Source organism: Legionella sp. JM-2024, from assembly GCF_055389095.1.
Genome location: NZ_AP039388.1, coordinates 3273571 through 3298152, shown reverse-complemented (window position 1 = coordinate 3298152; position 24582 = coordinate 3273571). Strand labels below are relative to the sequence as shown.

Here is a 24582-nt window from a genome sequence, read left to right as displayed (position 1 = left end):
GTGAGTTCGACATAAAAGACATTTATGACTTTTATGTCGCTAAACGAACGTTATCCCGTAAAAAAGCGAAGCTTTTTGTACGGGATCCATTCAAAATATCCAGTTCGATATAAGCAAAACCTTGGATTTTGCTTATATCGAACTCACGTTAATTAACTTCCAAATAGGCCATTTCAAAGCAAATAATTCCTATTATTAAGGGGGCAAACTCAAAAGAAGCGAGTCCTTATTTATTATAGGTGTTGCGATATTTTAATTATTTCTTAAAAAGTGGAATTTCAGGCTTTTTTCTTGCTAGCTTAGATAAGCAATCAATGACCTGGATTAAATCTGCTTTTTCGTGATTTGCAGTAATAGATAAACGAATCAGATTTTTGTTTTTTGGTGTTGCCGGTGAGCAGAATACAGCACCGAAAATATCTGCCTTTTCTAATTCATTTCTTAACCAAATAGTATTGGCTTCACTTCCGGTTACCAAAGGGATTATTTGAGATTGGCTATCACCTATGTTAAATCCCTCATTTAACAATGAATCACGTAAAAATTGGGTATTAGTCTGTAATTTTTTTCTTCTCCATTCTTCTTTAGCAATGATTTCCAATGATGTGCTAAACCCAGCTAAATCATGAGGCATCAAAGCGGAACTGAAAATAGAAGGAAGTGAAGAGTACCTTAGAAATTCTATCATTTGCGCATTTCCACTAATGATGCCTCCTCGCCCTGAAAATGCTTTGGCCAGACTTGCGGTTATGATATCCACATGCTCCGATAACCCCAATTTAGATACTAAACCTTTGCCATGAGGGCCATGAGTACCTAATGAATGAGATTCATCGACAATAAGTAAGCATTTGAATTTTCTTGCGATTTCGGCGTACTCAATCAATGGACTAACTGTTCCTAAAGTACTGTAAATGGAATCTATAGCAATGATTCCTGGACCATAGCGTTTAATTCTTTTTTGGAGTGAATCAATGGAATTGTGTTGAAAGGGTATTGGTTTAGCTCTTGCCGCCTTTACTCCAGACCAGAATGACATATGAGTATAAAAATCCAGGTAAATTGGCACATCATGTTTTGACAAAGCTTGGATGAGGCCTGCATTAGCACTCCATCCTGATTGAGTGAGTAAGGTCGAAGAGTAATTTAAGAAGGAACTGAATTTTTTTTCGCATTGAGTGAGTAGCAAACTATTGTTGCTTAAAAATACAGCTGATTGCATTTGACCATTACCATATTTTTTCATGGTGGCTATCTGAGCATTAATTAATTGAGGATGTTGACTGATGCTTAAATAATCGTTGCTAGAAAAAATCAGAGATGTTGTAGTGGGTATTTTCCCATTAAGTATGTGTTTTCCTTGCCAGGATTTATTGACTCGCTCTTCATAATATTTTTCGATGGTTTCTTTAATAAACTCTGGATAAACATCTCCCTGATTGGTTTCCTGATCATTTTCATATGGAGTAATATTGATATTTTTTTGATATTCTTTTGCGCTCATCCATAACTCAGATTTTTTTCCATTGTTTGCATTTTAACACAATCATTGACAATGAGAGATCCAATCATAATTTATGGTTTAATTGTTATTCAATTGGTTGGATATATTGAAATCTTTCTGGAAAAAAAACTCACTTATCGGTATGATTTTTAAATAGTTATTAGAGGATGGATAAATATGAGGTTGAGTATTGTGCTGGCGTTGTCTTTTATTTCATTCATACTTTATGCGATGGATGATATGGATGAGCAACAAATTTTACAAAGAATTCAACCTGTTGGAAAAGTAAGAGTTCAAGAGGAAAAGAATAGCGCAGTCGAAGTTACTAAAAAAACCACTGTTGTTACAGAGGATAAAAAAGAACCTGGCCAAGAAATATATGAAAAATATTGTGTGGTTTGTCATAGAGATGGTTTGGCTGGAGCACCTAAATTTCAATCTGAAGCAGATTGGAAGTCTCGTTTGGCTAGTAAAAAAATAGACGATTTACTAGCTACGGCAATTAAAGGGTTGAATGCAATGCCGCCTAAAGGAACTTGTACAGAATGTTCTGATGCCGAATTAAAAGATGCCATACAATATATGTTGCCAAAATCATGAGAAAGCTTGCTTACAGAAAAATACAATCCTTTCAAGCAATTATTACTGTATTTGTACTATTTGCCTCTTTTTATTTTGAATACGCTATGGGGTTACAGCCCTGTCCTTTGTGTGTGATGCAACGAATTTGTGTTTTTGTTCTGTTGGGTTTAATGGGATTATCTCTAAGGACTTTGAAAAAAGCGCATATTGTAAGCTTTATGCAATTTTTAGTGGCTTGTGCAGGATTGTATTTTTCATTAAGACAATTATGGTTGCAATCCTTGCCACCTGAGCAAGCTCCGGCCTGCATGCCTGGCCTTGATGTATTAATTCAATACTTCCCATGGCAGACTATTGCTAAAGCACTATTTTGGGGTGCTGGGGATTGTGCTGAAGTAACGTGGACTATGTTTGGAATTTCAATGCCAGGATGGACTGCAATGTATTTTCTATTTATGGCGATAATGGGCTTGTTTTTATTTTTTCGTACCCGAACAATGAATTAATTTCTGGCAATAAATTATTGCTTTGGTTATCATTAGCCGTTTTATCCCATTGTTTACTATGAATGAACACTTTTTCATGTGAAGTGCTTTATCAGCATTCAAGTACTAAAGCACGTGTTACACGTGTTATTACCCCTCATGGTGAATTTATCACGCCAGTATTTATGCCCGTAGGAACTCGTGCTGGTGTAAATAATATGACGCCGCCCGAGTTGTATGCGGCAGGGACTCAGATTATTTTGGGGGGCAATACCTACCATATGTTATGTGCACCTGGTATGCAAGTAATAGAAAATGCTGGTGGTATGCATCGTTTTATGGGTTGGCATGGCCCTATGTTAACAGATAGTGGTGGTTTTCAGGTCTTTAGTTTATCTAAAAACAAAGAGATTTGCTCCATAGATGAGCATGGGGCTCATTTTAAATTACCTGGCAGTAAAGGCATTATTCATATGACTCCGGAGATGTCTCTTGAGACTCAGAAAATAATTGGTGCGGATATTATAATGGCATTTGACCAGTGCACTCCGGATAGTTGTTCTAAAGACGAAGTAAGTCAAATCATGATTCGTACACACCGATGGCTAAAACAATCCATTGATTATCATCAGCAGTCACCTGATTCACGATATGGGTACAAACAGGCTTTATTTGGCATTGTTCAGGGAGGAGTTTTTCAGGATTTACGACGCGAAAGTGCTGATTTTGTTACTTCAATGAGTACTGATGGTATAGCTATAGGCGGAGAAACCATTGGTTTTGATATGAATACTACGGTTGAAGTCATTCGTTGGGTGCATGAGTATCTTCCTGAAAATAAACCCCGTTATACTATGGGTGTCGGAATGTCGCCCCAGGATCTATTGGATGTTGTGGCAGAAGGTATCGATATGTTTGACTGTGTAGCACCGACGCGCAATGCTCGGCATGGTGCGCTGTATTGTGGTCAATTAGTAAGAGAAGGGGATTGGCTAAGATTTCAAAGTGAACATGACAATGAACGAATTCAAATTAAAAAATCATGTTTTGCTGATGATTTGGCCCCTATAATGGAGAGTTGTTCTTGTTATACTTGTCTTAACTATTCAAGATCCTATTTACATCATTTATCAAAACAAAAAGCAAATGTATTTACTGCTCTCGCAAGTATTCATAATGTTCATGTTTTGCATGATGTTTGTGACAAGATGCGTCATTTGATAATAAATTCTTAATTAATGTGAGTTCGATATCAAAAAATGATGCTATTTTTTGATATCGAACTAGATTATTTGGGAGTAGATCCCGTCTAAATGCTACGCATTTTACGGGATAACATTCGTTTAGCGATATAAAAAGCTTTTCTATGCTTTTATATCGAACTCACGTTAATTATTTGAAACTAAGAGGTGAAATAATGGTTTTAATTTGTACATCAATGGGTGATATTCAAATTAAGTTGGATACAGAAAATACTCCTTTGACTGCAGAAAACTTCCTAAATTATGTTCGTAAAGGTTTTTATAATGATACGATTTTTCATCGTGTCATTGACGGTTTTATGATTCAGGGTGGTGGTTTAAATGCAAATATGGAGCAAAAACCAACAGATTCTCCAATTGAGAATGAAGCAAAAATAGCGAAGCCTAACAAACGAGGAACCATTGCCATGGCAAGAACTATGGATCCGCATTCCGCAACTGCTCAATTTTTTATTAATGTTGCTGATAATGGATTTCTGAATTATAGCGGCGATCATCCGCAAGGTTATGGTTACTGCGTGTTTGGTGAGGTGGTTGAAGGAATGGATGTGGTTGATGCTATTGTTAAAGTGAAAACCGGCCAACGACACGGTCATGCTGATGTTCCTTTAGAAGAAGTAAGTATTACCGAAGTGAAAGAAGTATAAATGATATTATGGGAGTAGATTGTCACTGAATATTTCTTTTGTCAGGGGCAAATACTGTGAAGTCTGGCACTTCGAGGACATATGAAACACTCCATGGTCGAGGCAAAAAAGATTTTTAATTTGCTTATTTAGTTTGTCTTCCCTCATTAAAAATCTTTTTTGTCTCGACCATGGAGTACTAAGTTCGAAACTTGTTTCCTTTATTTTTGTCGTTTTTTTATGCTTTCAGAGTAATCAAAAATTGGAATTTCAATATGGAAGAAAATCGCCAATAACCGGGCAGTAAAAATACATAACAAAGTAATAATAATGTTCAGGTTATGAGGAACAAGAAAATAGTCAAGTGTTATAAACAGCAAAGCTCCTAAAAGAGCAATAACAGCATATAATTCCTTTCTTAAAACCAGGGGAATATCGTTACATAATATATCTCGCAACATTCCACCACAAATGCCAGTTATCATGCCACTAATTATTGCAACACTAGGAGACATGCCATGGGAGAGAACTTTTTGAGTACCTATAATAACAAATGTCGAAAGCCCAAGAGCATCAAGAATTAAGAATACTTTCATTATTCTGACTAGTGAATGAGCAATGAATATAGTTAGAAAAGCGCATATGGAAGTATATAACAGGTATTCGGGGTGAGCTACCCAGGTCAGAGGATAGGTATTAAATAGAGTATCCCTTACGGTACCCCCTCCTAAAGCGGTGATAGAAGCGATAAGTAGGACTCCAAAGAAATCCATTTTTTTACGACCAGCTGCCAGTGCTCCTGTAATAGCTTCTACACAAATGCCCATGATAAATAGATAATGGAGTAGCATATGATTTACTGTTGTTTAAAAAGGCAATGATAACACTAATAATACAAATGGAGAAATGCTGTACTTTGGCTAGAATTTAATAGTAAGGTTCCAATTATTTGATGGGAGTATATTGATGAACAAAAGTAACGATAATCAATCACAAGAAGCATTAACTAATTTTGATGAAGATACGCCTGACAGTATTATTCAATTAGATAGGAAGTTAAGGGATATGAGAAGCGAAGTTGAGATGAAATTAAATGATCCCTCTTTATATAATGGTGATAATAAAGAAGTTTATTTTCAAAAATTGAATAAACTTTCTGAGGAAATAAATGAAGCGATTATAAGTTTGGAAACTTTGGTTCAGATGGTTGATACACAAGATGAGGAATTTAAAAAAGAATTTTATCAGAGTGATTTGATGAAGGATTTTAATGAATCTGTAATCAAAAGTTTCGAGAAATTACCTGACATGTAAATGAGTCTCAGATTGTTTCTTGATTTTAATGCTATAGAAAACCTAAATAACTGCATTTTAGGTCATTATTTGCTCCTGTGTGAGGTATTATCTGTCGCAAGAATACTCTAATAACTCTAATGCTTTTTCCAGGTAATATGCTATGAGTGGTTTAGAAAACAGATAATCTGTTAAGTTAGGTAACAAATTATTTCTGGCTTCCTTATAGGCATTACTCCATTCAGACACCTCAAAATCTCCCCTCCCTATATACATTAATGTTAATAAGTCAGTTTGTTGATCGGGATCAAGACTCTCTATGGCTTTACTAACTTCCAAATAGGATAGGTCATCGGCATGATCAGCTAAAATCTGAGACCAATCGTATTCATACTCTGAGTCTGGAATTGGTTCGCTGAAGGTAACTTCTTCTTTGGCATGAAATTCTTTCGCCTTAGCAATAATAAAACATACAGTTTCAGGGTTAATATTCAAAATATCCGTATTCAGCATAGGTATCTCCTATAAAGATTATTAATGTTTTTTCTATGCCTCTTTTCATCATATTGGGTAACTTCAAGCTTCAATTTGTAATTATTTGATGTTTTTTTGTTATTACTCGAATCTTATAATATTAAGATTAAACAATATATATAAAATTTCAACATTTGAGGGGATATTGCTCTAAGTAATTATGAGCATCCGTTATATTGACATATCGAGATAATCCGATATAATAGAAATTATGAACATTTTAATTATATTAAAAGCGCTTTCTAATGAAAAGCGATTACAGATTGTTAGATGGCTAAAAGAGCCTGATAAACATTTTAGTTCCTCACATTGTGATGTGAGCAAGGATGGTGTGTGTGTTGGTTTGATTGAAAAAAAATCCGGCTTATCGCAGTCTACCGCGTCTCAATATCTATCTCAATTACAACAGGCAGGTTTGATATCCACTGAGCGTAGAGGACAATGGACTTATTGTAAACTGAATACTAGTCTTATTAATGAGTTTATAAAAGAATTGAAGGCTATTATTTAAAAATTTTTACCCAATTAAATCGAATATTTGCGATATTCCAATATTCAATTGTAATGAAAATGAAAAGGAGATTACTTATGTTTGGTACTGATCTTATTTTAAGTCCTTATCAGCTTAATGAAAAAATTATATTGAAGAATCGGGTTATTATGGCACCGATGACTCGTAATATGGCTAATAACGATTTTAGTCCAACAAGACAGATGGCAGATTATTATGCTCGACGAGCAGATGCGGGATTGATTATTACTGAAGGGACTATAATTAGTCCTGATGGCCAAGGTTACAGTAATGCCCCTGGAATATTTACTCAAGCACATATCGATGGCTGGAAAATGGTAACCAATGCTGTGCATGGACATGGAGGCAAAATATTTTTACAAATTTGGCATGTCGGAAGAGTGTCGCATCCGATTTTTTTAAATGGTTTATTACCAATTTCTGCTTCAGAAACAATGATGACTGGGAAAGTTCCGCGTGCGAATGATCTTTATTATGGGAAAGCAAGAGCAGCAACATTAGAAGAAGTTAGTGGATTAGTCCAAAAATATGCTTTGGCTGCAACAAGAGCGATGGAGGCTGGATTTGATGGTATTGAAATTCATGGTGCAAATGGATATTTAATTGATCAATTTTTGCATTTTCATACCAATCAGCGTAATGATTCTTATGGTCAACATCCGGAGAATATGGCTCGATTTGCACTGGAAGTGGTGAAAGCCTGTATACAAGAGATAGGTGCGCAATCAGTAGGATTAAGACTTTCTCCAGGCACTTATCTGAATGAAATTGTAGGTGATCCCAGAGATGCTTCAGTATTCCAATACTTATTGGAGAAATTGAATGATTATGGAATAGCTTACGTTCATACAGGTAACTTTGATGATGGTGTTAAATTTAAAGAATTGGGATATAAAACAATGACTGAGTTTATGCGTATTCACTATAAAGGAACATTAATTGCTAGTGGCAGTTATACACTTCATCAGGCAATGCAAGATATTCAAGATAAAAAATATGATTTAATCGCGTTGGGAAGACCTTTTATAGCCAATTCTGATTTAATAGAGCGTATAAAATTAAACTCTGATTTTATACCCTATGAGAATAAAATGTTAGAAACTTTATTTTAAATACCAAACGCACATTCTTAATTTAATTTTTAATAAAAGGCGGTTCAAAAAATTATTCTATTAAATGTTAATATCCTGAGAAGTAATTTTGATTTCACCCTCCACTTGATTGGCGAAAATCAAAGTATACTCGGGAACTTCAAGCCAGGTGGTAGTATTTTCTGTCAATGGCTCAGAAGCAATAATAATACTTGAATTAACTGAACCTCCTTTCATTTTATATTCATTTTCATAAAAACCATATCGTTCTCCATAAGTGTACCATAAAGAATGATAGGTAAAATGTGTCGATTGAGGCGCCTCTTTGGGTTTCCAACCATAATCCAGACAAAATCTGGTTGCAGCAATAAAATCACCGTTGGTTAAGAAGAGATTGACTGGTGAATTGATTATAATATTGTTTTGCTGGCGTACCTGCTTTAAAATTTTTAAAGTTGCAATCACAGCATCAATAATTTCAGATGCATTGAAATTACCCTCAGGGTTTTCCAATTGGGAAAGAAAAACAGCGTATATCCATTCACTATCCGTCGTGCCTTTGATGTATTTTCTATAATCCGTTTTAATGTATTTAAGCAACTCATATCGCATGATTTCGAAACTATGGAGCATACCATTATGTGCTAAAGCAATATTAGTTATGGGGTACAGAAATGGATGTACGTTTTGATCGGTAACTACTTGTTTATCGTGATAGGAAACTCCACGTAAATGAGCGAGAAGACAGTGTGGAGCGATTTTTGCTGCTAAATTATGTAAATTTTCATCATAAAAAGGGAGTTTTGATGTTTTATAGACATAAGCTTGTAAGGGGTTAATAGAACTGCGATCCCAAGCAGCCATACCAAATCCTGCCAAATTCAGCAGATAAGGCAAATACTTTGGATGGTAACTCTGCTTAATGAATGAGTTATCCGGTTTATAAAGCAATTCTTCGACAATTGTAGGTTGTCCAAGGTAAGACAATATTCTGCACATAACACCTCACTGATTGTATTTTTCTATGTTGAGTCGTATGTCCAATTTATTTAAGGAACGAGCAAGTGAAATGATCGATCCACATATTAAATTAAATAATTTGTACCAGATTATAGGTTTGTTTTTTTGAAAATATTGGAGTTCCTCTTCGGATATTTTTAATAAAGTTGCTGATTCACAGGTAATAAATGTGATTGAAAATTTGGTGTCTCTTAAAAAGCATGCGGTACTGGCAAATAACGAGTCAGGACCAATAACAGACAATTTGGCAATTTTACTATCTTGTATGACACTGGATTGCACGGCTCCGTAAATGACTATATAACACATGGGTATTGTTTCATTCTCACGAATTAATACACAATTTTTATTGGCAGTTAGAAGCGTAGCATGTTGCAGCAATTCATTAGTTTCCTCTTGAGTAAAAGCGTACAACAATATTTTTTTGGGAATGAGATCGCTATCAATTTTATTTTCCGCCAGGGTAAATGTTTTAGGTTGAGTGAAAGTATGTATGAAGCGCCCCAAAAAAGACAAACTTTGCATATCAGAGCGAGAAATAAAAGTAATTATTATATCGTGTAATCGTTTTAAACGCCCACAAACCTGATACCCAATTCCTTTTATGATTTTATATTTTGCTTCGGGAGAAAACGCGGACATGAGTTCAAAATAGGTGGAGGGAATAAACAAACATTTCACATCATCCTTAGCAATAGCCGATGTTGAGCTAGGTTCATTTAGTAGAAAAGAAGTTTCGCCCAAAAAATCACCAGCAATACATGTTTCTATTTTGGTCACTCCTTTGCCTAACGTTCTAGCGATCAGTTCGACAGCTCCTTTTATAATAATATAAATGCCCTTTATTCTATCTCCTTGATGAAACACAACATCATTCATAGAAAATGGAACAATCGTACAGATTGCCAGCATATTCTCCAGTTCTTGATATCCCAGAATGTTACCGAACGCACTTTCCATTAAAGGTTTGATTTCCTGGATTTTTTCTTTTGTGTTTAAGAAGGTTGAATTATCCATTTCTTATCCTTTGAATCACTTAACCAAATTTCACACTGTGCAGCTACTAGTTTAGAGAATGAGTCAACTTGTTTATAAATCCTATTTAAGAGAACACTATCATTTCGTTTATTGATGATGTCCTGATGGAGTTCCTCAATATATTCAGAGTTTCCAAGTTTATTGCTGTACTTTTCTATTATTTTTATTGTCTCAATTATGTCTTCCATAATGGATATATGCTTGTCATTATCCGTGTTAATTATTTCTCCTTCCAGTCCATGTCTGCTGGCTTGGAATCTGTTGTAATTATAGACATAATATAAATCGTGAGACAGTTGAATTGGTTTTTCTTCCAGAAGATAGAGCGCTAATGTCTGAATATAGGCTGTCATGAGAATTGATTTTCTAAGTGTTAAAGGGGTATCACAAACTCTTATTTCAATTGTACCAAGTTCTGGTTTTGGCCTAATATCCCAATAAAAATCCTTCATACTTTCAATAATTTCCCAGTGATACATTTTGTAGTAATAATCAGAGAACTCCTTCCAATTTTTGAGGTAAGGAATCACTCCACTTAGTGGAAACGCATTAAAAATAGTGGAACGTGATGAACAATAATTTGTATTAATGCCTTGGTAAAAGGGTGAAGAGGCACTGATAGCAATAAAATGGGGAACATACCTCGCAAAGGCATGAATTAGATAAATGGCATCATCTCCTGTTGCACAACCTATATGGATATGTTGTCCAAAAACGGTTGCACGCTTGCTAAGATAGCGATATTGATTAAATTTCTTTTTGAACCGTTTTGACGGAAAAATTTTTTGCATGCTCCATTGTTGAAATGGATGAGTCCCTCCTCCACAGAACATAATGTCAATGGGAGTCGCTGCTTCAATTAAAATTCCTTGTAATTCCAATAGCTCATCATACATTTTTTTCGGTGTATTATGAATTGATGAATTGATTTCTATCATGCTTTGAGTTATTTCTGGTTTAATTCGCGTACGATAACCCATGTTTTGCAAGGATCTCATAAGTTCTTTCGAGCGAGAAATCAAAGAGAGTGAGTTGCGATCAATAATCTGAAATTCCAGCTCAGTTCCAATTGAAACAATGTTGGATTTTTTAAAGGATAATAACCTCATTCCATTCTCTGATTATTATTTTCCTTGTTTAAGTATAGCAGAGAGGGTGTTTTGTCAGCCGATAATTAATTTGAACTTGGTATAGAAATTTTTTGATTTTTCAAGACGTAGCGTATCAAAGCATAGTTTCATTTCAGCACTACGTAATTTATTCTTCACCTTTAACGTTAATTGCGTTAATTTAATACACTTAATGTGGTTGCTCAGGAAGTTAAAATTTGTTATTTCCCGCCAGGAGTATATTTTTTTCTAATAGGAATATTTTTTCACTTGCTAGCGTAATCATTAAACCTCTTAGGAAACTCGCCATAGCGAGTTTCGAAAGAGGTCTATTGAATGGATTAATCAATGACAAAACGTCTTATAAATAAGAATGTGGATATATATAGCTATCCTAGTGAATTCGAAAATAATTTAGGCTCCATTTCATTAGGAGATTTGCATGGCAATTCAATAAAACTGATTCATTTTCTTTTTCGTCATAAAATAATTAAATTTAAACAAGAAGTTACAAATTTTCAGGAGGCTTATCAACAATTTTTAACAATTTATGAACAATATGGTGATATTGTTCAAGAGTATTTAGAAATTCGCACTCTTCTCCAGCTTGCAGAAGTAAAAAAAACAAATACAAAACAAAAAATTTTGAGTATTGATAAAGAGTTGTTGCTTGAAAAGGGCATTGACACAGAGCGTTCTCAATCAGTATCGCAACTCAAGAAACAACTGGAAGTTAATTTACAAACAGCTCTAACTAATGAAATGAGATTGGAGCACCAATTAACTGAGCTGAAAAAAAAGTTACCTTTATGCCTCGATCAATTTAATCAGTTCATGATTAAGTTAGAAGTTAATGATATTAAAACAGTTCTCCGATTGATTGGTGATGAGGTAGCTGATCGGGGTAATTGTGATTATTTTACTTTAAGAATACTGGATTTTCTTTATCAAAATCAGGTACCAATGAATATAGTTTTCTCCAATCATGGGTATGAATTTATATACGCTTATGAAAAACTCATGGTTGGTCAACCATTTAAACCCAAGGGTAATATTGGCGACATTCAAACTAAATCCATTTGGGGTATTCAATTATTATTGGAACAAGGTGTTATTAGTCAGGATGAATTAATAAGGATAATCGATCGAACTTATAAACCGACTTTAAAACTGATCGATTATTCTTTAAGTGGGGATGGTATTACCCTCTATAGTCATGCTCCCATACGATTTGATAGTATTCGATTGGTAGCCAAACACTTAGGGGTCACTTATGATGACTCAACCCAAGAAGCATTAGCTGCAACCATAGACCAAATTAATAACCATTTCCAGGTTTTTATAAAGAGTAATAAGCTTCATTTGTTATTCGAAAATAATGAGATCAAAGATCTAACCAATATGAGCGAAGAAGAAAGAGTCAAATGGCCATTAACCTATCTAATATGGAATCGCTGGAATGAGAGTAAAGAGACGGAGGATGCTCGACCAGCAAAACACAATGGCTATAACCTCACTTATGTTCATGGTCATGACCCCTTTCAAAGTCCATTACCACATATTTACAATCTAGACACGTTGTGTGGTAAAGACTCGAGAAAAAACGAAGAGGAGCAAATCAATAGAGCATTTCAATTTTTGGCTGAAAATCGAGATACAATCGTTGATAAAACTGCGAGTGAATACCTGCTTCGTAATATATCCAGGTATAAAGTACTTGATTCTGATGAGTGTACTTTGAATCACAAAGAGGTTAGTAAGCTAAAAAAATTGTTAGCGGAGACTCTTCTGGAAAGTAAAATTAATGACAATTTAAGAGAACTTGGCCTGTTTAAAAGGCCAGATGCGGCATCTACCTCAGGTCGGGATTTTTCTACTGCTAATAAGGGGGTGTCTGGAGAAATTATTACCTCTCTCCATCTATAATGAAGATAAACTGCTTCTTAGCACATTATTTTTAATCTGAGGCTTAAAAGAATTTTTGACTTAAGAGTCCCGCTTATAATCTTAGGAGGCACCCCTAATCGCCCAGTCGAAAATGTTTTTAATTTGCCCATTTAGCCCATCCGAAATACTTAATTAAAAACATTTTTTGCCTTGACCTTGGATTGTTGTGCAAGTACTCATAGATAAGGGCTAATTATAGAGTTTACAAACTTTTTGCTTTGGATAAAATTTGACTCTCATAAAAATTAAGGGAAATAAGATGTATGATCTTATCAAGCAACCAGCTTATAAAATTGTTGAATTAATAAAAACAAAAGTAGTTTCATCAGAAGAGGTGACGAGAGCATTTCTTCATCGTATTCAGGAAATAAACCCTTCTCTGAATGCGGTTATACAACTCGATGAAGAACAATCCCTACAAATTGCCAAAAAAGCTGATATGGCCATTGCTCGGGGCGAGGCATTGGGATTATTACATGGGTTACCAATCACAATTAAGGATACTATTAACATTTTTGGTTATAAAAACACCTATGGCTCTCATTTATATGATGGTTATAAACCGGAACAAGAAGGAACCTGTATTACTCGACTTCGCGCAGCAGGCGCAGTTATTTTGGGTCTGACTAATAGCCCTGAACTTCTCACTGCTTACGAATCAGATAATCTTATCTACGGAAAAACGAATAATCCATACGATCAAAACCGTTCATCAGGCGGAAGTTCTGGTGGAGAAGCTGCTATTATCTCTGTAAATGGATCACCGCTAGGACTGGGTACTGATGGTGGAGGTAGTATTCGGGTACCGGCTCACTATTGTGGAATATCAGGGCTTAAACCAACTCAGGGATTGATCCCCTTAACAGGTATTGCTTTGCCGGGCGCTGGAGCTGGATGTTTGCAAGCCTTTGGTACATGTGGTCCAATGGCTCGGTTTGTTGACGATTTAACGTTAGCATTATCGGTTTTAAGTGGGCCAGATGCTTTTGACCCAACTTCTCCACCGGTAGTAATTGGTAACCCGTTTGAAGTTGATGTTAGTCAGCTCAAAATTGCTTATTTTACTGACAATGGAATTGTTACTCCAAGTCAAGACATTGTTGAGACAACATTAAATGCTGTACGTGTGCTAGCTGATTTAGGAGCCAAGGTAGAAGAAGCAAGACCAGAAAACATTGAAAGAACTTTTGAACTTCACTGGGAGCCTTTTTTCACAATGTGTGATGGCGGGGAAAGCGTTAACGGATTTTTAAAGTGCTTGTCTGATGACATGATCTCCCCATTAAGAAAACAATTTAATCGAGATGCCAAAAAATACAATTTAACAAGTGCTCAATTAAATCAACGTCTTGCTGAAATCGCTAAATTTAAGTGGGATACTTATCATTTTTTAAATCAATATGATTTGATTATTTGTCCGCCCTGTGCAACAACAGCCAAATTACATGGACAATGCTTAGATGAAATTAAAGACTTTACTTATACAATGTCATTTAATAATAGTGGTTCGCCAGCTGCAGTTATACCATTTGCCATTTCAAAAGCGGGTCTTCCTATCGGAGTTCAAATCGTTTCTAACTTATGGAAAGACCATGTGGTTCTTGCTGTAGCAAAAGTATTAGAGAATGACTATCTTTCAAGAGCTAACATCAAAAGTCATCTTGTCTATCCGCTTGCATGACACAAATGCTCCGCTTATGCCGGAGCATTATTATTCCAGTTCGCATTTGCACTGTTTCAGTAATTTAACTCATCGATGATCTATTCAGATGTGGTAAATTTATTTGTGTTGTACAAGTGAAAAAGTTCATTGAGCCATTGCTTGTTTTAAATTATCAAAATGCCTTCTAATGTATAAGTTAGCTTATACTGAAAATAAATGTTGTGGAGGGGAATCATCGTAATGACTAAAAAATGGGTTCAGCATGTTGGAGCAGTATTGCCCAATTTTGTAAAAATCTTCTTGATGGGTAGAAAATAGTTCGCGAGTATAAGAACAGGATTTATGACTTGCTATGGAATAAATGACATAATGGCCATTCATCTTGGTTGCAAGAGATAAACCAATTGGGAAACCATGTTTAATTTGTTTAAGATAATACAACTCATCGTAGCGTTTTTTTGTATATAGGGTTTGCCAAGAATCCTGGGCACATAATGTAAACCATTTGGGGTTATAGGTTAGGTCGTATTTCCAAAGAAAACTGTTAAATAAATTAAATTCCATGGCAGGGGTAGAGGACAGTGTCAGCAATTCATTGTGCTTATTAATACGTGTTAAGGCAATATGATGAATTTCATGTATCCCCAATACATCCCTAAACACATTGGAAACCTTACTTTTAAAAGTGAAGAGAATCTCCAAAAGTTGAGTGTGGAGTACTAAATTTTTATGGCTGTTTTCCATGAATACTTCTTATTCTACGTTCCCTGTGGATGGCTAAAATGCTTCACTGAAGCGATAGCCAGGTCTATAATTTTCTTGGTTTGCTCTTCGGTAGCATTGATTAGACTGATGTCATTAATCAAATCTATCAAAAAGTCAGGCACTTCATTTTCCATGAGCTTGTGATTATATAGACAAGCAGCTTTTGTGAAAATATAGTGAAGTAAATTTTTGCTTATTGTTAAACGATCGTGAGATTTTCCGTACTCATTATTAGCGTCTCCGAATAATAACCATCCTGGTGAAACATTCAGTTTCGATGCAATTTCTACTAATTTGACCGGTTCAGGAATGGCTTCACCACGAAGGTATTTTCTGCATATTTGTACAGAGTAGCCTGTCATTTCAGCCAATTTATGAATACATACTCCAGATGTAGAGCGTTGAGAATTGTATCCTGCAGCTATCATTGCATCACGCAAACGGTAAGCAAACTGTTTTGTTAGGTTAACTTTTTCCATTGGGGTGCAATAATCTTAAGTATTGGGGATTGGCAAAAGTGTAACAAAGGGCAGTTAAACCTGCAAATAAAGACATAAATGGAAACTATATGTTTCTATTGGAAATTAAATGTTGACATTATGCCTCATATAATTATAATAACTAATGAAGCGTCCTAAAGCGTTTCATTCAGTCCAAACTGGACATTGAAGTGACCTGATGGAATAGGTACTACAGTCCAATCAATAGGAAAAGTGGTTTAACCATAGTGGTTAACCTCGCACTAACATGGCTTGAATGACCCCCTTCATTCAGGCCATTCTAAGTAACCCTCAAGTCAGAGCGTTTACTGAAAACTGTAATTTATTAAGGTTATTTAATGGCTTTCATCTAATGTTCTGTATAAGCTATCCAAGTGTTTTTAAGGCAACCACAAGGGTTGTCATTTAAGAAGTTTACAAAGTTGGCTGATTTAAAAAACAACAAACCTTTTCTGATAAAGGCAGTTTTATTAATTTGTGTCGGCTATTTTTTCCTTTAATTAATTCTATTTGGGTTTTGGGAATTTTAAAAAGTTGTGATATAAAAGTTAAAAGCTCAATATTCGCAGCACCTTCGTGAGGTTTGGCATGGATGGCGATATGTAAGGCATTATCGGTGATAGCCACTAACTGGGTATGTTTGGCATTAGGCTTGGCATAAATAGCAATCTCTACACACTCATTTATAATTTTGAACCACATGTTATGATCCGTATGCTCCATGAATATGACATTATAACCGTTAATTTTATATATTATGTTGTATATAGTGTAAATTCCTTGATAAAAATCAAGTCGTCTAAAACATTGCATTTTCTGTGAGCTTGGGTATATAATTCAAGCCAATTTTCATTCAGATTGAATTATAGGCACGTAGCTCAGTGGTAGAGCACCACCTTGACATGGTGGTGGTCGGTGGTTCGATCCCACTCGTGCCTACCATGATATTTGAATTTCCAGTAAGATTATTTACTGCACTGAATTAAAAGGTTTAAACCCTGCCCTGCAGGGTTTTTTTTTAAACAAGAACCTGACTGAAGGGAAGACGGATAAGATTATGCCAAGCGTTAAATTACCGGATGGAAGTGTAAAACATTTTGAAATGCCCCTCACTATTTATGATGTGGCACATCACATTGGTCCTGGATTAGCTAAGGCAGCTATAGCAGGCCGAGTTGATGGTCGTTTGGTGGACACCTCCTACCTTATTAAAGAAGATTGCTCATTAATTATTCTTACTGATAAAAATGATGACAGTCTTGAAGTGATTAGGCATTCAACCGCTCATCTACTAGCTCAGGCGGTGAAATCTGTTTTTCCATCTGCTCAAGTGACCATCGGTCCGGTCATTGAAGATGGATTTTATTATGACTTTGCTTTCGAGCGCTCTTTTACTCCTGAAGATTTGAGCTTAATTGAAGCTAAGATGCATGAACTGGCAAAGGCTAACTTACCAATTACGCGTCGGGAATTACCTCGAAACGAAGCAATACAATATTTCATGGCGCTAGGGGAAGAATATAAGGCGAAAATTATTGCTGATATACCTGCGAATGAAGTTCTTTCCCTTTATAAACAAGGTGATTTTGAAGATTTATGTCGTGGTCCTCATGTTCCCTCTACTGGTTTTTTAAAAGCGTTTAAACTGACGAAAGTGGCAGGTGCCTATTGGCGTGGCGACTCAAATAATGAAATGTTGCAACGAATTTATGGTACTGCCTGGCCTGATAAAAAATCATTGGAAGATTATTTATTCCGTTTGGAAGAAGCAGAAAAACGTGATCACCGTAAGTTAGGAAAGGCTTTGGATTTATTTCACTTTCAAGATATTGCTCCAGGGATGGTTTTTTGGCATCCCAAAGGATGGACTATTTATCAAGAATTAGAGCATTATATGCGAAATCGCTTGGTAGACTTTGGTTATCAGGAAATCAGAACACCACAATTAGTCGATAGATCTTTGTGGGAAAAGTCTGGTCATTGGGCAAACTTTAGGGATGAAATGTTTGTTACTGAGACAGAAAATCGTCACTATGCAGTCAAACCTATGAGTTGTCCCTGTCATGTTCAAGTTTATAATCAGGGTTTAAAAAGTTACAGAGATCTTCCACTAAGATTATCTGAATTTGGAAATTGCCATCGCTGTGAACCCTCGGGGGCTTTGCATGGGTTAATGCGTGTTCGCAATATGGTTCAGGATGATGCTCATATTTTTTGTACTGAGGATCAAATTCAGTCTGAAGTGGCTATGATGCTGGAGTTAGTACAATCCGTATATAAAGACTTTGGCTTTACTGAAATAAAATATCGATTGGCTTTGCGTCCTGAAAAACGTGTTGGTTCAGATGAAGTTTGGGATAAAGCTGAAACTGCATTGAAATTAGCAATGCAAGGAAGAAATATTGAGTGGATAGATGCACCCGGAGAAGGTGCATTTTATGGGCCAAAAATTGAATGTTCTTTATCAGATTGTTTAGGTAGAATTTGGCAATGTGGAACGATCCAGGTCGATTTTTCAATGCCTGACCGATTGGAAGCAAGTTATATTGCTGAAGACGGAAGTAAGCAAACCCCTGTGATGTTACATAGAGCAATTTTAGGTTCTCTAGAACGATTCATGGGTATATTAATAGAACATTATGCTGGAAAATTGCCTTTATGGTTGTCGCCTATCCAAGCCGTTGTGCTTACTATTAGCGAAAAGCAGAATGAATATGCAGTAAAAGTGAATAAAACTTTGCAAAAAAGAGGGATTCGTGCCAATTTTGACTTGAGAAATGAGAAGATTGGTTTTAAAATTCGCGAGCATACTTTACAAAGAATTCCTTATTTATTGGTTGTAGGCGATAAAGAAGTTGAAAATTGTCAAGTAGCTGTTCGCTCCCGTGATGGCGTTGACATGGGTGTGATGACATTAGATACAATTTGTGATACCTTAACGCAAGAAATTATCCGTAAAGGATCAATATAAAACGAACTGGAGGATTAAACCATTAGTGCACCAACTAAGCGTGAAAATGATCGCGCACGAATTAATGAACAGATCACTGTACCTGAGGTACGCTTAATTGATGTCGATGGTAACCAGGCAGGAATTGTATCAACGCGAGAAGCATTACGGGCAGCAGAAGAAAGTGGACTGGATCTGGTGGAAATATCTCCCACAGCCAAGCCTCCTGTTTGTCGTATTATGGATTATGGTAAATTTCTCTTTGAACTGAGTAAAAAACAAGCTGAAGCTAGAAAAAAGCAAAAACAAATTCAGGTCAAAGAATTAAAATTCCGTCCAACGACGGAAGATGGAGATTATCAGGTCAAGCTACGCAACCTGATCCGTTTCCTCAATCATGGTGATAAGGTCAAAATCACGTTACGTTTTCGTGGTCGTGAAATGGCACATCAAGAACTCGGTATGAAAATTCTTGAGCGTTTGCAAGCTGATACTGCTGATGTAGCAATAATAGAACAGCATGCGAAGCGTGAGGGAAGACAATTACTGATGGTATTATCACCCAAAAAAACCAAGTAACGAATGCGGAGTATATTGTTATGCCGAAGTTAAAGTCACATCGTGGAGCATCTAAACGCTTCCGAAAGACAGCAAGTGGAGCGATTAAACGTCGCGGCGCTTATAGAAATCATATCCTCACCAAAAAATCTACCAAGCAAAAGCGTCATTTGCGTGTAGAAGCTGGTACTTTGAAGCCATGCGATGCGCGTTTGGCTGAACGTATGTTGCACGGTAGTTAAAGAGGAGATTGAACAATGCCAAGAGTAAAACGTGGTGTGACAGCGAAAGCACGTCACAAGAAAATTTTAGACCAAGCAAAAGGTTACTATGGTGCCCGTAGCCGAACCTATCGAGTTGCTAAACAGGCTGTCATTAAAGCCGGTCAATATGCTTATCGCGATAGACGGCAGAAAAAGCGACAGTTTCGTGCTTTATGGATTACGCGCATAAATGCTCAAGCACGTGAGTGTGGGTTGTCTTATAGTCGATTGATTGATGGTTTGAAGAAGGCTTCCATCGAGCTGGATAGAAAAATCCTGGCCGATATGGCGGTTCATGATAAAGTTGCTTTTGCAGCGGTTGCTGAACAAGCTAAAGCGGCTCTAGCAGGTTAATTTTAAGCCCGCTTTGTTTATTGTTATTTCTTCTTTTACAACACGAAATTTGGAATGGCAATCTAAATACAAATAGGCTGTAAAATAAATGATTGAGGAGGCTAAGGCCTCCTTTTTACTTGTGGGTAGAATTATGCTGGTATTTATAGACACCATACAAGAACAAGCTTCAAAAGCAATCAAGCAAGCCAAGGATATAGTTGCTCTTGAGCAAATTCGCGTTGATTTTTTGGGCAAAAAGGGCAAACTTACAGAAATGTTAAAACACCTTGCCAATTTGCCTGCGGAAGAAAAACCCAAGATAGGTCAAGTTGTCAATCAAGCAAAACAGGGAATTAGTGCTTTGATTGAAACCAAAATGGTTGAGTTGAAAGAAAAGCAATTATTAGATAAATTGGCATTTGAGCAAATAGATGTCACCCTTCCTGGTCGCAATCGTCATACAGGTTCTTTACATCCTGTTACTCAAGTAAAGCAAATCATTAATGATTTTTTCAGTCGTTTAGGTTTTGATATTGTTGAAGGACCTGAAGTTGAAACAGAATTTTATAATTTTGAAGCATTGAATATACCAGGACATCATCCAGCACGAGCCATGCATGATACTTTTTATTTTGGAGATGGACGTTTGCTAAGAACTCATACTTCTCCTGTACAAATTCGAACAATGGAGCAGCGTAAGCCTCCATTTCGTCTGATTGCCCCTGGCCGAGTTTATCGCTGTGATTCTGATGTAACGCATACACCAATGTTTCACCAGGTAGAAGGATTATTAATTGATAAACAAGCTACATTGGCTGGATTAAAAGGTTTATTGCAAGATTTCTTCGCTCACTTTTTTGGCAGAGAATTGGCCTTGAGATTCAGACCTTCCTATTTCCCTTTTACAGAGCCTTCTGCCGAAGTGGATATAGAATGTACTCAATGTAGCGGTAAGGGCTGTCGTTCTTGTAAATTTACTGGTTGGCTTGAAGTATTAGGTTGTGGCATGGTTCATCCTAATGTATTAACAGCAGTTAATATAGCACCAGATGAATATCACGGATGGGCTTTTGGTATGGGTATCGACAGGCTAGCCATGTTGTATTATGGCATAGATGATTTGCGTCTATTATTTGAAAATGATTTAACTTTTTTACGACAATTTTGACATTATTCATAAAATAATTTGTCCTGAATTTTACTTTTTATGTTTTTTCAGGTTGGTCTGTATCATATAGCGAATCATTGCAGTCCGGATCAGACGAAGTCAATCTGGAAGGGGTGTGGGTTGTCCCCCGTATTATGATTCACTAATGCAGTACGTAAATCATTTTATCTTTATGATAAGGCTGAAATCAGCATTAGAAACTATTGAGTCAAGTGAACAGTTACAGAGATGAGGACTTTAAATGAAAGTAAGTAAGTTATGGTTACGTGAATGGGTTAACTTCTCATTAACTGAAAAAGAGTTGGCTGATCAATTGACTATGGCTGGTTTGGAAGTCGATGCAGTAAGTCCTGTAGCAGGAAACTTTACTCAAGTAATAGTTGCTGAAGTTTTAAGTACCAAATCTCATCCAGATGCTGATAAATTAACTCTATGTGAAGTGAATGCCAATAAAGACAAACCTTTGAAAATTGTTTGTGGTGCTACGAATGTAAGACCAGGTTTGAAAGTTGCCTTGGCGATGATAGGCGCACATTTGCCCGGCGATCTTCAAATTAAAGAATCGAAGTTACGAGGAGAATTATCTCAAGGTATGCTATGTTCAGCAACGGAGTTAGGGCTGTCTGAACACTCAGAAGGCATAATTGAGCTGGATAATGATGCACCAATTGGAATGGATTTACGTGAGTATCTGGCTCTTGATGATCATGTATTTGACATTGATCTCACTCCTAATCGTGCCGATTGTTTTAGTGTTTTAGGTGTTGCCAGGGAAGTAGCCGTCATCAATAAACTGCCCTTGATAGAGCATCCAGTCACTACAATACCTCCGGAAATCGACGATATTCTTAGTGTTAATTTGAAAAATCCTGATGCCTGTCCAAGATATTGTGGGCGTATTATTCGAAATATAAATCCCGAAGCAACAACGCCTGTATGGATGGTCGAACGGCTTCGTCGCGGCGGAATCAGAACTCTGCACCCAATAGTGGATGTGATGAATTATGTGATGCTGGAGTTGGGCCAACCTATGCATGCCTTTGATTTATCGAAAATTAGCGGCGAAATTAATGTACGATTTAGCAATTCAGCAGAACAGTTAGAGTTATTAGATGGCCAAGAAATTACCTTAAATGAAAATGTTCTGGTGATTGCTGATAGTGAAAAGCCGCTTGCTATGGCGGGAATAATGGGGGGGCTTGCTAGCGCAGTTCAAGAGAGTACTCAAAATGTATTTTTGGAGAGTGCTTATTTTAATCCTGTTACAATCGCAGGTGTCGCCAGGAAATATGGTTTATTTAGTGATTCATCGCAACGATATGAGCGAGGAGTAGACCCTTGCTTGCAGACTAAAGCATTAGAAAGAGCAACAGAATTAGTTTTATCTATTGCAGGAGGAGTGCCTGGCCCAGTTATAGAATCTTGTGACAAAAAGTTTTTGCCAGGAACAGTTTCATTTTTATTTGACACAACAAAGGTTAAAAAATTAACTGGATTAAGCATTCCTCTGAGTGAGATGAAAAAACTTTTAGAAGGGCTTGGTATCGTAATCACAAAAGAAACAAATCATTTTTTTGAAGTAACGATTCCTTCTCATCGAGTAGATTTACAACAAGATGCCGATCTGGTTGAGGAAACTATTCGCTTGTATGGCTATGATAAGTTACATGCTCAGCCAATGAATACATCGATACAAGCGGGAGTAACCAGTGCTAAAGAAAAAATTACAGCACGCGTTTCATCCTGGTTTAGTGCGAAAGGATATCATGAAACCATAAGCTATAGCTTTGTAGATCCAGAGTTACAAGAAGCGCTTTATCCACAAAAAGAATTTATGAAACTGCTTAACCCGATATCTTCTGAATTATCACAAATGCGAGCAGGTATGTGGCCAGGGCTAATCGCATCTATGATTTATAACGTCCATAGACAACAAACTGCAGTTAAACTTTTTGAAATAGGTGTGGTATTTGACCTGGAAGAAGGACGTTTAAAAGAACGTCCCTGTGTTGCTGGAATTTTAATGGGCGATCAAGGTCATTTGAATTGGAGTGAACCCACTCGGTTGTTTGATTTTTATGATTTAAAAGGAGATCTCCAATCTTTATTTTCATTATTGAAGTTGGATAATGTTGAATTTATACAATCGCCTCACCATGCTTTACACCCCGGTCAATCAGCCCAGATTGTGATCAATGGTAAGCACTCTGGATGGATTGGAGTATTGCATCCTCGGCTATCAGACGCTTTTGATCTTCAGCAAGATGTAATTCTGTTTGAATTGAACCTTGAATCATTAATCAATCCTACTACACCTTTATATAAATCCATCTCTAAATACCCTCAAATAAGGAGAGATTTGTCTTTCTTGGTTGATAGGCAAATCAGCGCAATGCAAATTGAGCGTGTTGTCAGAAATACAGTGAAAGAAGATTGGCTAAAATCGTTTGACGTGTTCGATGTCTATATGGGTAAAGGTATTCCAGAAGGTAAAAAAAGCCTGGCTATATCTATGACACTCAAGGACGATACCCGGACATTGATTGATACTGAGATCAATTTGGTAATTAGTGCTATAATCAAGAAACTGGAAAATGAATTTTCAATCCTTTTGAGGGAATAATCGTGAACGCATTGAGCAAAGCAATAATGGCAGAGACCCTGTGTGATGAGTTGAAATTACCGAAGCCAATAGCCAAGGAAATGGTTGAAAATTTTTTTGAAGAATTACGCCATGCCCTTGAAAACGGTCAGCATGTAAAATTATCAGGTTTTGGTAATTTTACGTTAAGAGACAAACCGCAGAGACCGGGAAGAAACCCAAAGACAGGTGAAGAAATTCCTGTCGAAGCCAGAAGAGTTGTCACCTTTAAACCAGGTTTGAAATTAAAAACAAAAATTGAAAAAATAGGAAAGTAGTTTGTTGTCTCATTATACCAAGCATATATTTATATGTACAAATCAGAAAGCTCCTGGAAAGCAGTGCTGCGCTAACTCTGGGGGAGAAGAATATTTTGCTTTCATGAAAGCAAAATTGTTAGAATTAGATCTACATGGCCCGGGAAAAATTCGAGTTAGTAAATCCGGATGTCTTGGCCGATGTAGTTCTGGTCCTTGTATTGTTATTTATCCTGAGGGGGTTTGGTATACTTATTCCTCCTTTTCCGATATTGAGCAAATTATCAAGAGCCATTTAATTGATGGCGAGATAGTCGAGCAACTTTTACTTGATATATAACTATTTTGGGAAAATAAATCCTTTAATGTCTATTGGCATTTAAAGGAATTAGACTTCTCCGGAAATTCTAATGCGGTGACGAATTGTTTCGTCGATGCTGTGCTCGAATCCTCATGTA

General features: G+C 36.4%; 26 protein-coding genes and 1 tRNA gene. 18 read left to right on the top strand and 9 right to left on the bottom strand.

Annotation, left to right across the window (positions count from 1 at the left end):
• Window positions 1–256: 256 nt before the first annotated feature.
• Window positions 257–1504: an alpha-hydroxyketone-type quorum-sensing autoinducer synthase gene (gene cqsA, locus ACZ5EK_RS14430; RefSeq protein ID WP_464430405.1), complete on the bottom strand. Its 1248-nt coding sequence runs from the start codon at window positions 1502–1504 to the stop codon at window positions 257–259.
• Window positions 1505–1681: 177 nt separating this feature from the next.
• Between cqsA and ACZ5EK_RS14425 the strand changes: the two genes are divergently transcribed.
• The 4 genes from ACZ5EK_RS14425 (at window position 1682) to ACZ5EK_RS14410 (ending at window position 4480) form a co-directional block, all read left to right on the top strand.
• Window positions 1682–2104 carry a c-type cytochrome gene (locus ACZ5EK_RS14425; protein WP_464430404.1) on the top strand — a complete coding sequence of 141 codons (423 nt, stop codon included), beginning with the start codon at window positions 1682–1684 and terminating at the stop codon, window positions 2102–2104.
• A complete protein-coding gene (locus tag ACZ5EK_RS14420) occupies window positions 2101–2592 on the top strand; it encodes a disulfide bond formation protein B (protein WP_464430403.1) in 492 nt (163 codons plus the stop codon). The genes ACZ5EK_RS14425 and ACZ5EK_RS14420 overlap by 4 nt, the downstream gene beginning before the upstream one ends.
• A gap of 62 nt (window positions 2593–2654) precedes the next feature.
• On the top strand, window positions 2655–3806 hold the full coding sequence (gene tgt, locus ACZ5EK_RS14415) for a tRNA guanosine(34) transglycosylase Tgt (protein ID WP_464430402.1): 1152 nt from the start codon (window positions 2655–2657) through the stop codon (window positions 3804–3806).
• Window positions 3807–3988: 182 nt separating this feature from the next.
• A complete protein-coding gene (locus ACZ5EK_RS14410) occupies window positions 3989–4480 on the top strand; it encodes a peptidylprolyl isomerase (RefSeq protein ID WP_464430401.1) in 492 nt (163 codons plus the stop codon).
• A 200-nt stretch (window positions 4481–4680) separates the two neighbouring features.
• Here ACZ5EK_RS14410 and ACZ5EK_RS14405 read toward each other — a convergent pair whose 3' ends face one another.
• Window positions 4681–5310, bottom strand: a complete 630-nt coding sequence (locus ACZ5EK_RS14405; RefSeq protein WP_464430399.1) for a trimeric intracellular cation channel family protein — start codon at window positions 5308–5310, stop codon at window positions 4681–4683.
• 115 nt (window positions 5311–5425) lie between these two features.
• On the opposite strand from ACZ5EK_RS14405, the gene ACZ5EK_RS14400 reads away from it, so the two are divergent.
• Window positions 5426–5773, top strand: coding sequence for a hypothetical protein (locus ACZ5EK_RS14400; RefSeq protein ID WP_464430398.1), 348 nt, complete (start codon window positions 5426–5428; stop codon window positions 5771–5773).
• An 87-nt stretch (window positions 5774–5860) separates the two neighbouring features.
• Here ACZ5EK_RS14400 and ACZ5EK_RS14395 read toward each other — a convergent pair whose 3' ends face one another.
• Window positions 5861–6265 (bottom strand): DUF3775 domain-containing protein, encoded by a 405-nt coding sequence (locus tag ACZ5EK_RS14395; protein ID WP_464430397.1) that lies wholly within the window; start codon window positions 6263–6265, stop codon window positions 5861–5863.
• Window positions 6266–6497: 232 nt separating this feature from the next.
• Here ACZ5EK_RS14395 and ACZ5EK_RS14390 point away from each other — a divergent pair, with 232 nt between their 5' ends.
• Complete coding sequence (locus ACZ5EK_RS14390; RefSeq protein WP_464425455.1) at window positions 6498–6797, top strand: ArsR/SmtB family transcription factor; 300 nt, start codon at window positions 6498–6500, stop codon at window positions 6795–6797.
• 77 nt (window positions 6798–6874) lie between these two features.
• Complete coding sequence (locus tag ACZ5EK_RS14385) at window positions 6875–7930, top strand: alkene reductase (RefSeq protein WP_464430395.1); 1056 nt, start codon at window positions 6875–6877, stop codon at window positions 7928–7930.
• A 60-nt stretch (window positions 7931–7990) separates the two neighbouring features.
• Here ACZ5EK_RS14385 and ACZ5EK_RS14380 read toward each other — a convergent pair whose 3' ends face one another.
• From ACZ5EK_RS14380 to ACZ5EK_RS14370, 3 genes are read right to left on the bottom strand one after another with little or no spacing between them, the layout of a single operon-like run.
• Complete coding sequence (locus tag ACZ5EK_RS14380; protein WP_464430394.1) at window positions 7991–8908, bottom strand: class II glutamine amidotransferase; 918 nt, start codon at window positions 8906–8908, stop codon at window positions 7991–7993.
• Between the two features lie 6 nt (window positions 8909–8914).
• On the bottom strand, window positions 8915–9946 hold the full coding sequence (locus ACZ5EK_RS14375) for a cyclic nucleotide-binding domain-containing protein (RefSeq protein ID WP_464430393.1): 1032 nt from the start codon (window positions 9944–9946) through the stop codon (window positions 8915–8917).
• Window positions 9925–11076: a YbdK family carboxylate-amine ligase gene (locus ACZ5EK_RS14370; protein ID WP_464430390.1), complete on the bottom strand. Its 1152-nt coding sequence runs from the start codon at window positions 11074–11076 to the stop codon at window positions 9925–9927. The genes ACZ5EK_RS14375 and ACZ5EK_RS14370 overlap by 22 nt, the downstream gene beginning before the upstream one ends.
• A 348-nt stretch (window positions 11077–11424) precedes the next feature.
• On the opposite strand from ACZ5EK_RS14370, the gene wip reads away from it, so the two are divergent.
• Together wip and ACZ5EK_RS14360 are read left to right on the top strand one after the other, a co-directional pair.
• Window positions 11425–13002, top strand: a complete 1578-nt coding sequence (wip, locus tag ACZ5EK_RS14365) for a Dot/Icm T4SS effector Wip (RefSeq protein ID WP_464430389.1) — start codon at window positions 11425–11427, stop codon at window positions 13000–13002.
• A gap of 280 nt (window positions 13003–13282) precedes the next feature.
• The gene (locus tag ACZ5EK_RS14360; RefSeq protein WP_464430388.1) at window positions 13283–14704 is read left to right on the top strand and encodes an amidase; all 1422 of its coding nucleotides are present in this window, start codon (window positions 13283–13285) and stop codon (window positions 14702–14704) included.
• 183 nt (window positions 14705–14887) lie between these two features.
• Here the strand turns inward: ACZ5EK_RS14360 and ACZ5EK_RS14355 are convergent, their stop codons facing one another.
• From ACZ5EK_RS14355 to ACZ5EK_RS14345, 3 genes are all read right to left on the bottom strand, one after another.
• Complete coding sequence (locus ACZ5EK_RS14355) at window positions 14888–15430, bottom strand: hypothetical protein (RefSeq protein WP_464430387.1); 543 nt, start codon at window positions 15428–15430, stop codon at window positions 14888–14890.
• Window positions 15431–15444: 14 nt separating this feature from the next.
• Complete coding sequence (locus ACZ5EK_RS14350; RefSeq protein WP_464430386.1) at window positions 15445–15930, bottom strand: helix-turn-helix domain-containing protein; 486 nt, start codon at window positions 15928–15930, stop codon at window positions 15445–15447.
• A 435-nt stretch (window positions 15931–16365) separates the two neighbouring features.
• Complete coding sequence (locus tag ACZ5EK_RS14345; RefSeq protein WP_464430385.1) at window positions 16366–16653, bottom strand: DUF167 domain-containing protein; 288 nt, start codon at window positions 16651–16653, stop codon at window positions 16366–16368.
• A 165-nt stretch (window positions 16654–16818) separates the two neighbouring features.
• Between ACZ5EK_RS14345 and ACZ5EK_RS14340 the strand changes: the two genes are divergently transcribed.
• The 9 genes from ACZ5EK_RS14340 (at window position 16819) to ACZ5EK_RS14300 (ending at window position 24464) form a co-directional block, all read left to right on the top strand.
• Window positions 16819–16893 (top strand) — tRNA-Val (locus ACZ5EK_RS14340).
• A gap of 115 nt (window positions 16894–17008) precedes the next feature.
• Window positions 17009–18922: a threonine--tRNA ligase gene (thrS, locus tag ACZ5EK_RS14335; RefSeq protein WP_464430384.1), complete on the top strand. Its 1914-nt coding sequence runs from the start codon at window positions 17009–17011 to the stop codon at window positions 18920–18922.
• 21 nt (window positions 18923–18943) lie between these two features.
• Window positions 18944–19480: a translation initiation factor IF-3 gene (infC, locus tag ACZ5EK_RS14330; protein WP_464432508.1), complete on the top strand. Its 537-nt coding sequence runs from the start codon at window positions 18944–18946 to the stop codon at window positions 19478–19480.
• 20 nt (window positions 19481–19500) lie between these two features.
• Window positions 19501–19701 carry a 50S ribosomal protein L35 gene (gene rpmI / locus ACZ5EK_RS14325; protein WP_027270874.1) on the top strand — a complete coding sequence of 67 codons (201 nt, stop codon included), beginning with the start codon at window positions 19501–19503 and terminating at the stop codon, window positions 19699–19701.
• Window positions 19702–19716: 15 nt separating this feature from the next.
• Window positions 19717–20076 carry a 50S ribosomal protein L20 gene (rplT, locus tag ACZ5EK_RS14320; RefSeq protein WP_464425433.1) on the top strand — a complete coding sequence of 120 codons (360 nt, stop codon included), beginning with the start codon at window positions 19717–19719 and terminating at the stop codon, window positions 20074–20076.
• Window positions 20077–20209: 133 nt separating this feature from the next.
• Entirely contained in the window at window positions 20210–21226 is a 1017-nt protein-coding gene (pheS, locus tag ACZ5EK_RS14315) for a phenylalanine--tRNA ligase subunit alpha (protein ID WP_464430383.1), read from the top strand.
• 241 nt (window positions 21227–21467) lie between these two features.
• The gene (gene pheT / locus ACZ5EK_RS14310; protein WP_464430380.1) at window positions 21468–23849 is read left to right on the top strand and encodes a phenylalanine--tRNA ligase subunit beta; all 2382 of its coding nucleotides are present in this window, start codon (window positions 21468–21470) and stop codon (window positions 23847–23849) included.
• A 2-nt stretch (window positions 23850–23851) separates the two neighbouring features.
• Window positions 23852–24145, top strand: a complete 294-nt coding sequence (locus ACZ5EK_RS14305) for an integration host factor subunit alpha (protein WP_464430379.1) — start codon at window positions 23852–23854, stop codon at window positions 24143–24145.
• A 1-nt stretch (window position 24146) separates the two neighbouring features.
• On the top strand, window positions 24147–24464 hold the full coding sequence (locus ACZ5EK_RS14300) for a (2Fe-2S) ferredoxin domain-containing protein (protein ID WP_464430378.1): 318 nt from the start codon (window positions 24147–24149) through the stop codon (window positions 24462–24464).
• The last annotated feature ends 118 nt before the right edge of the window (window positions 24465–24582 follow it).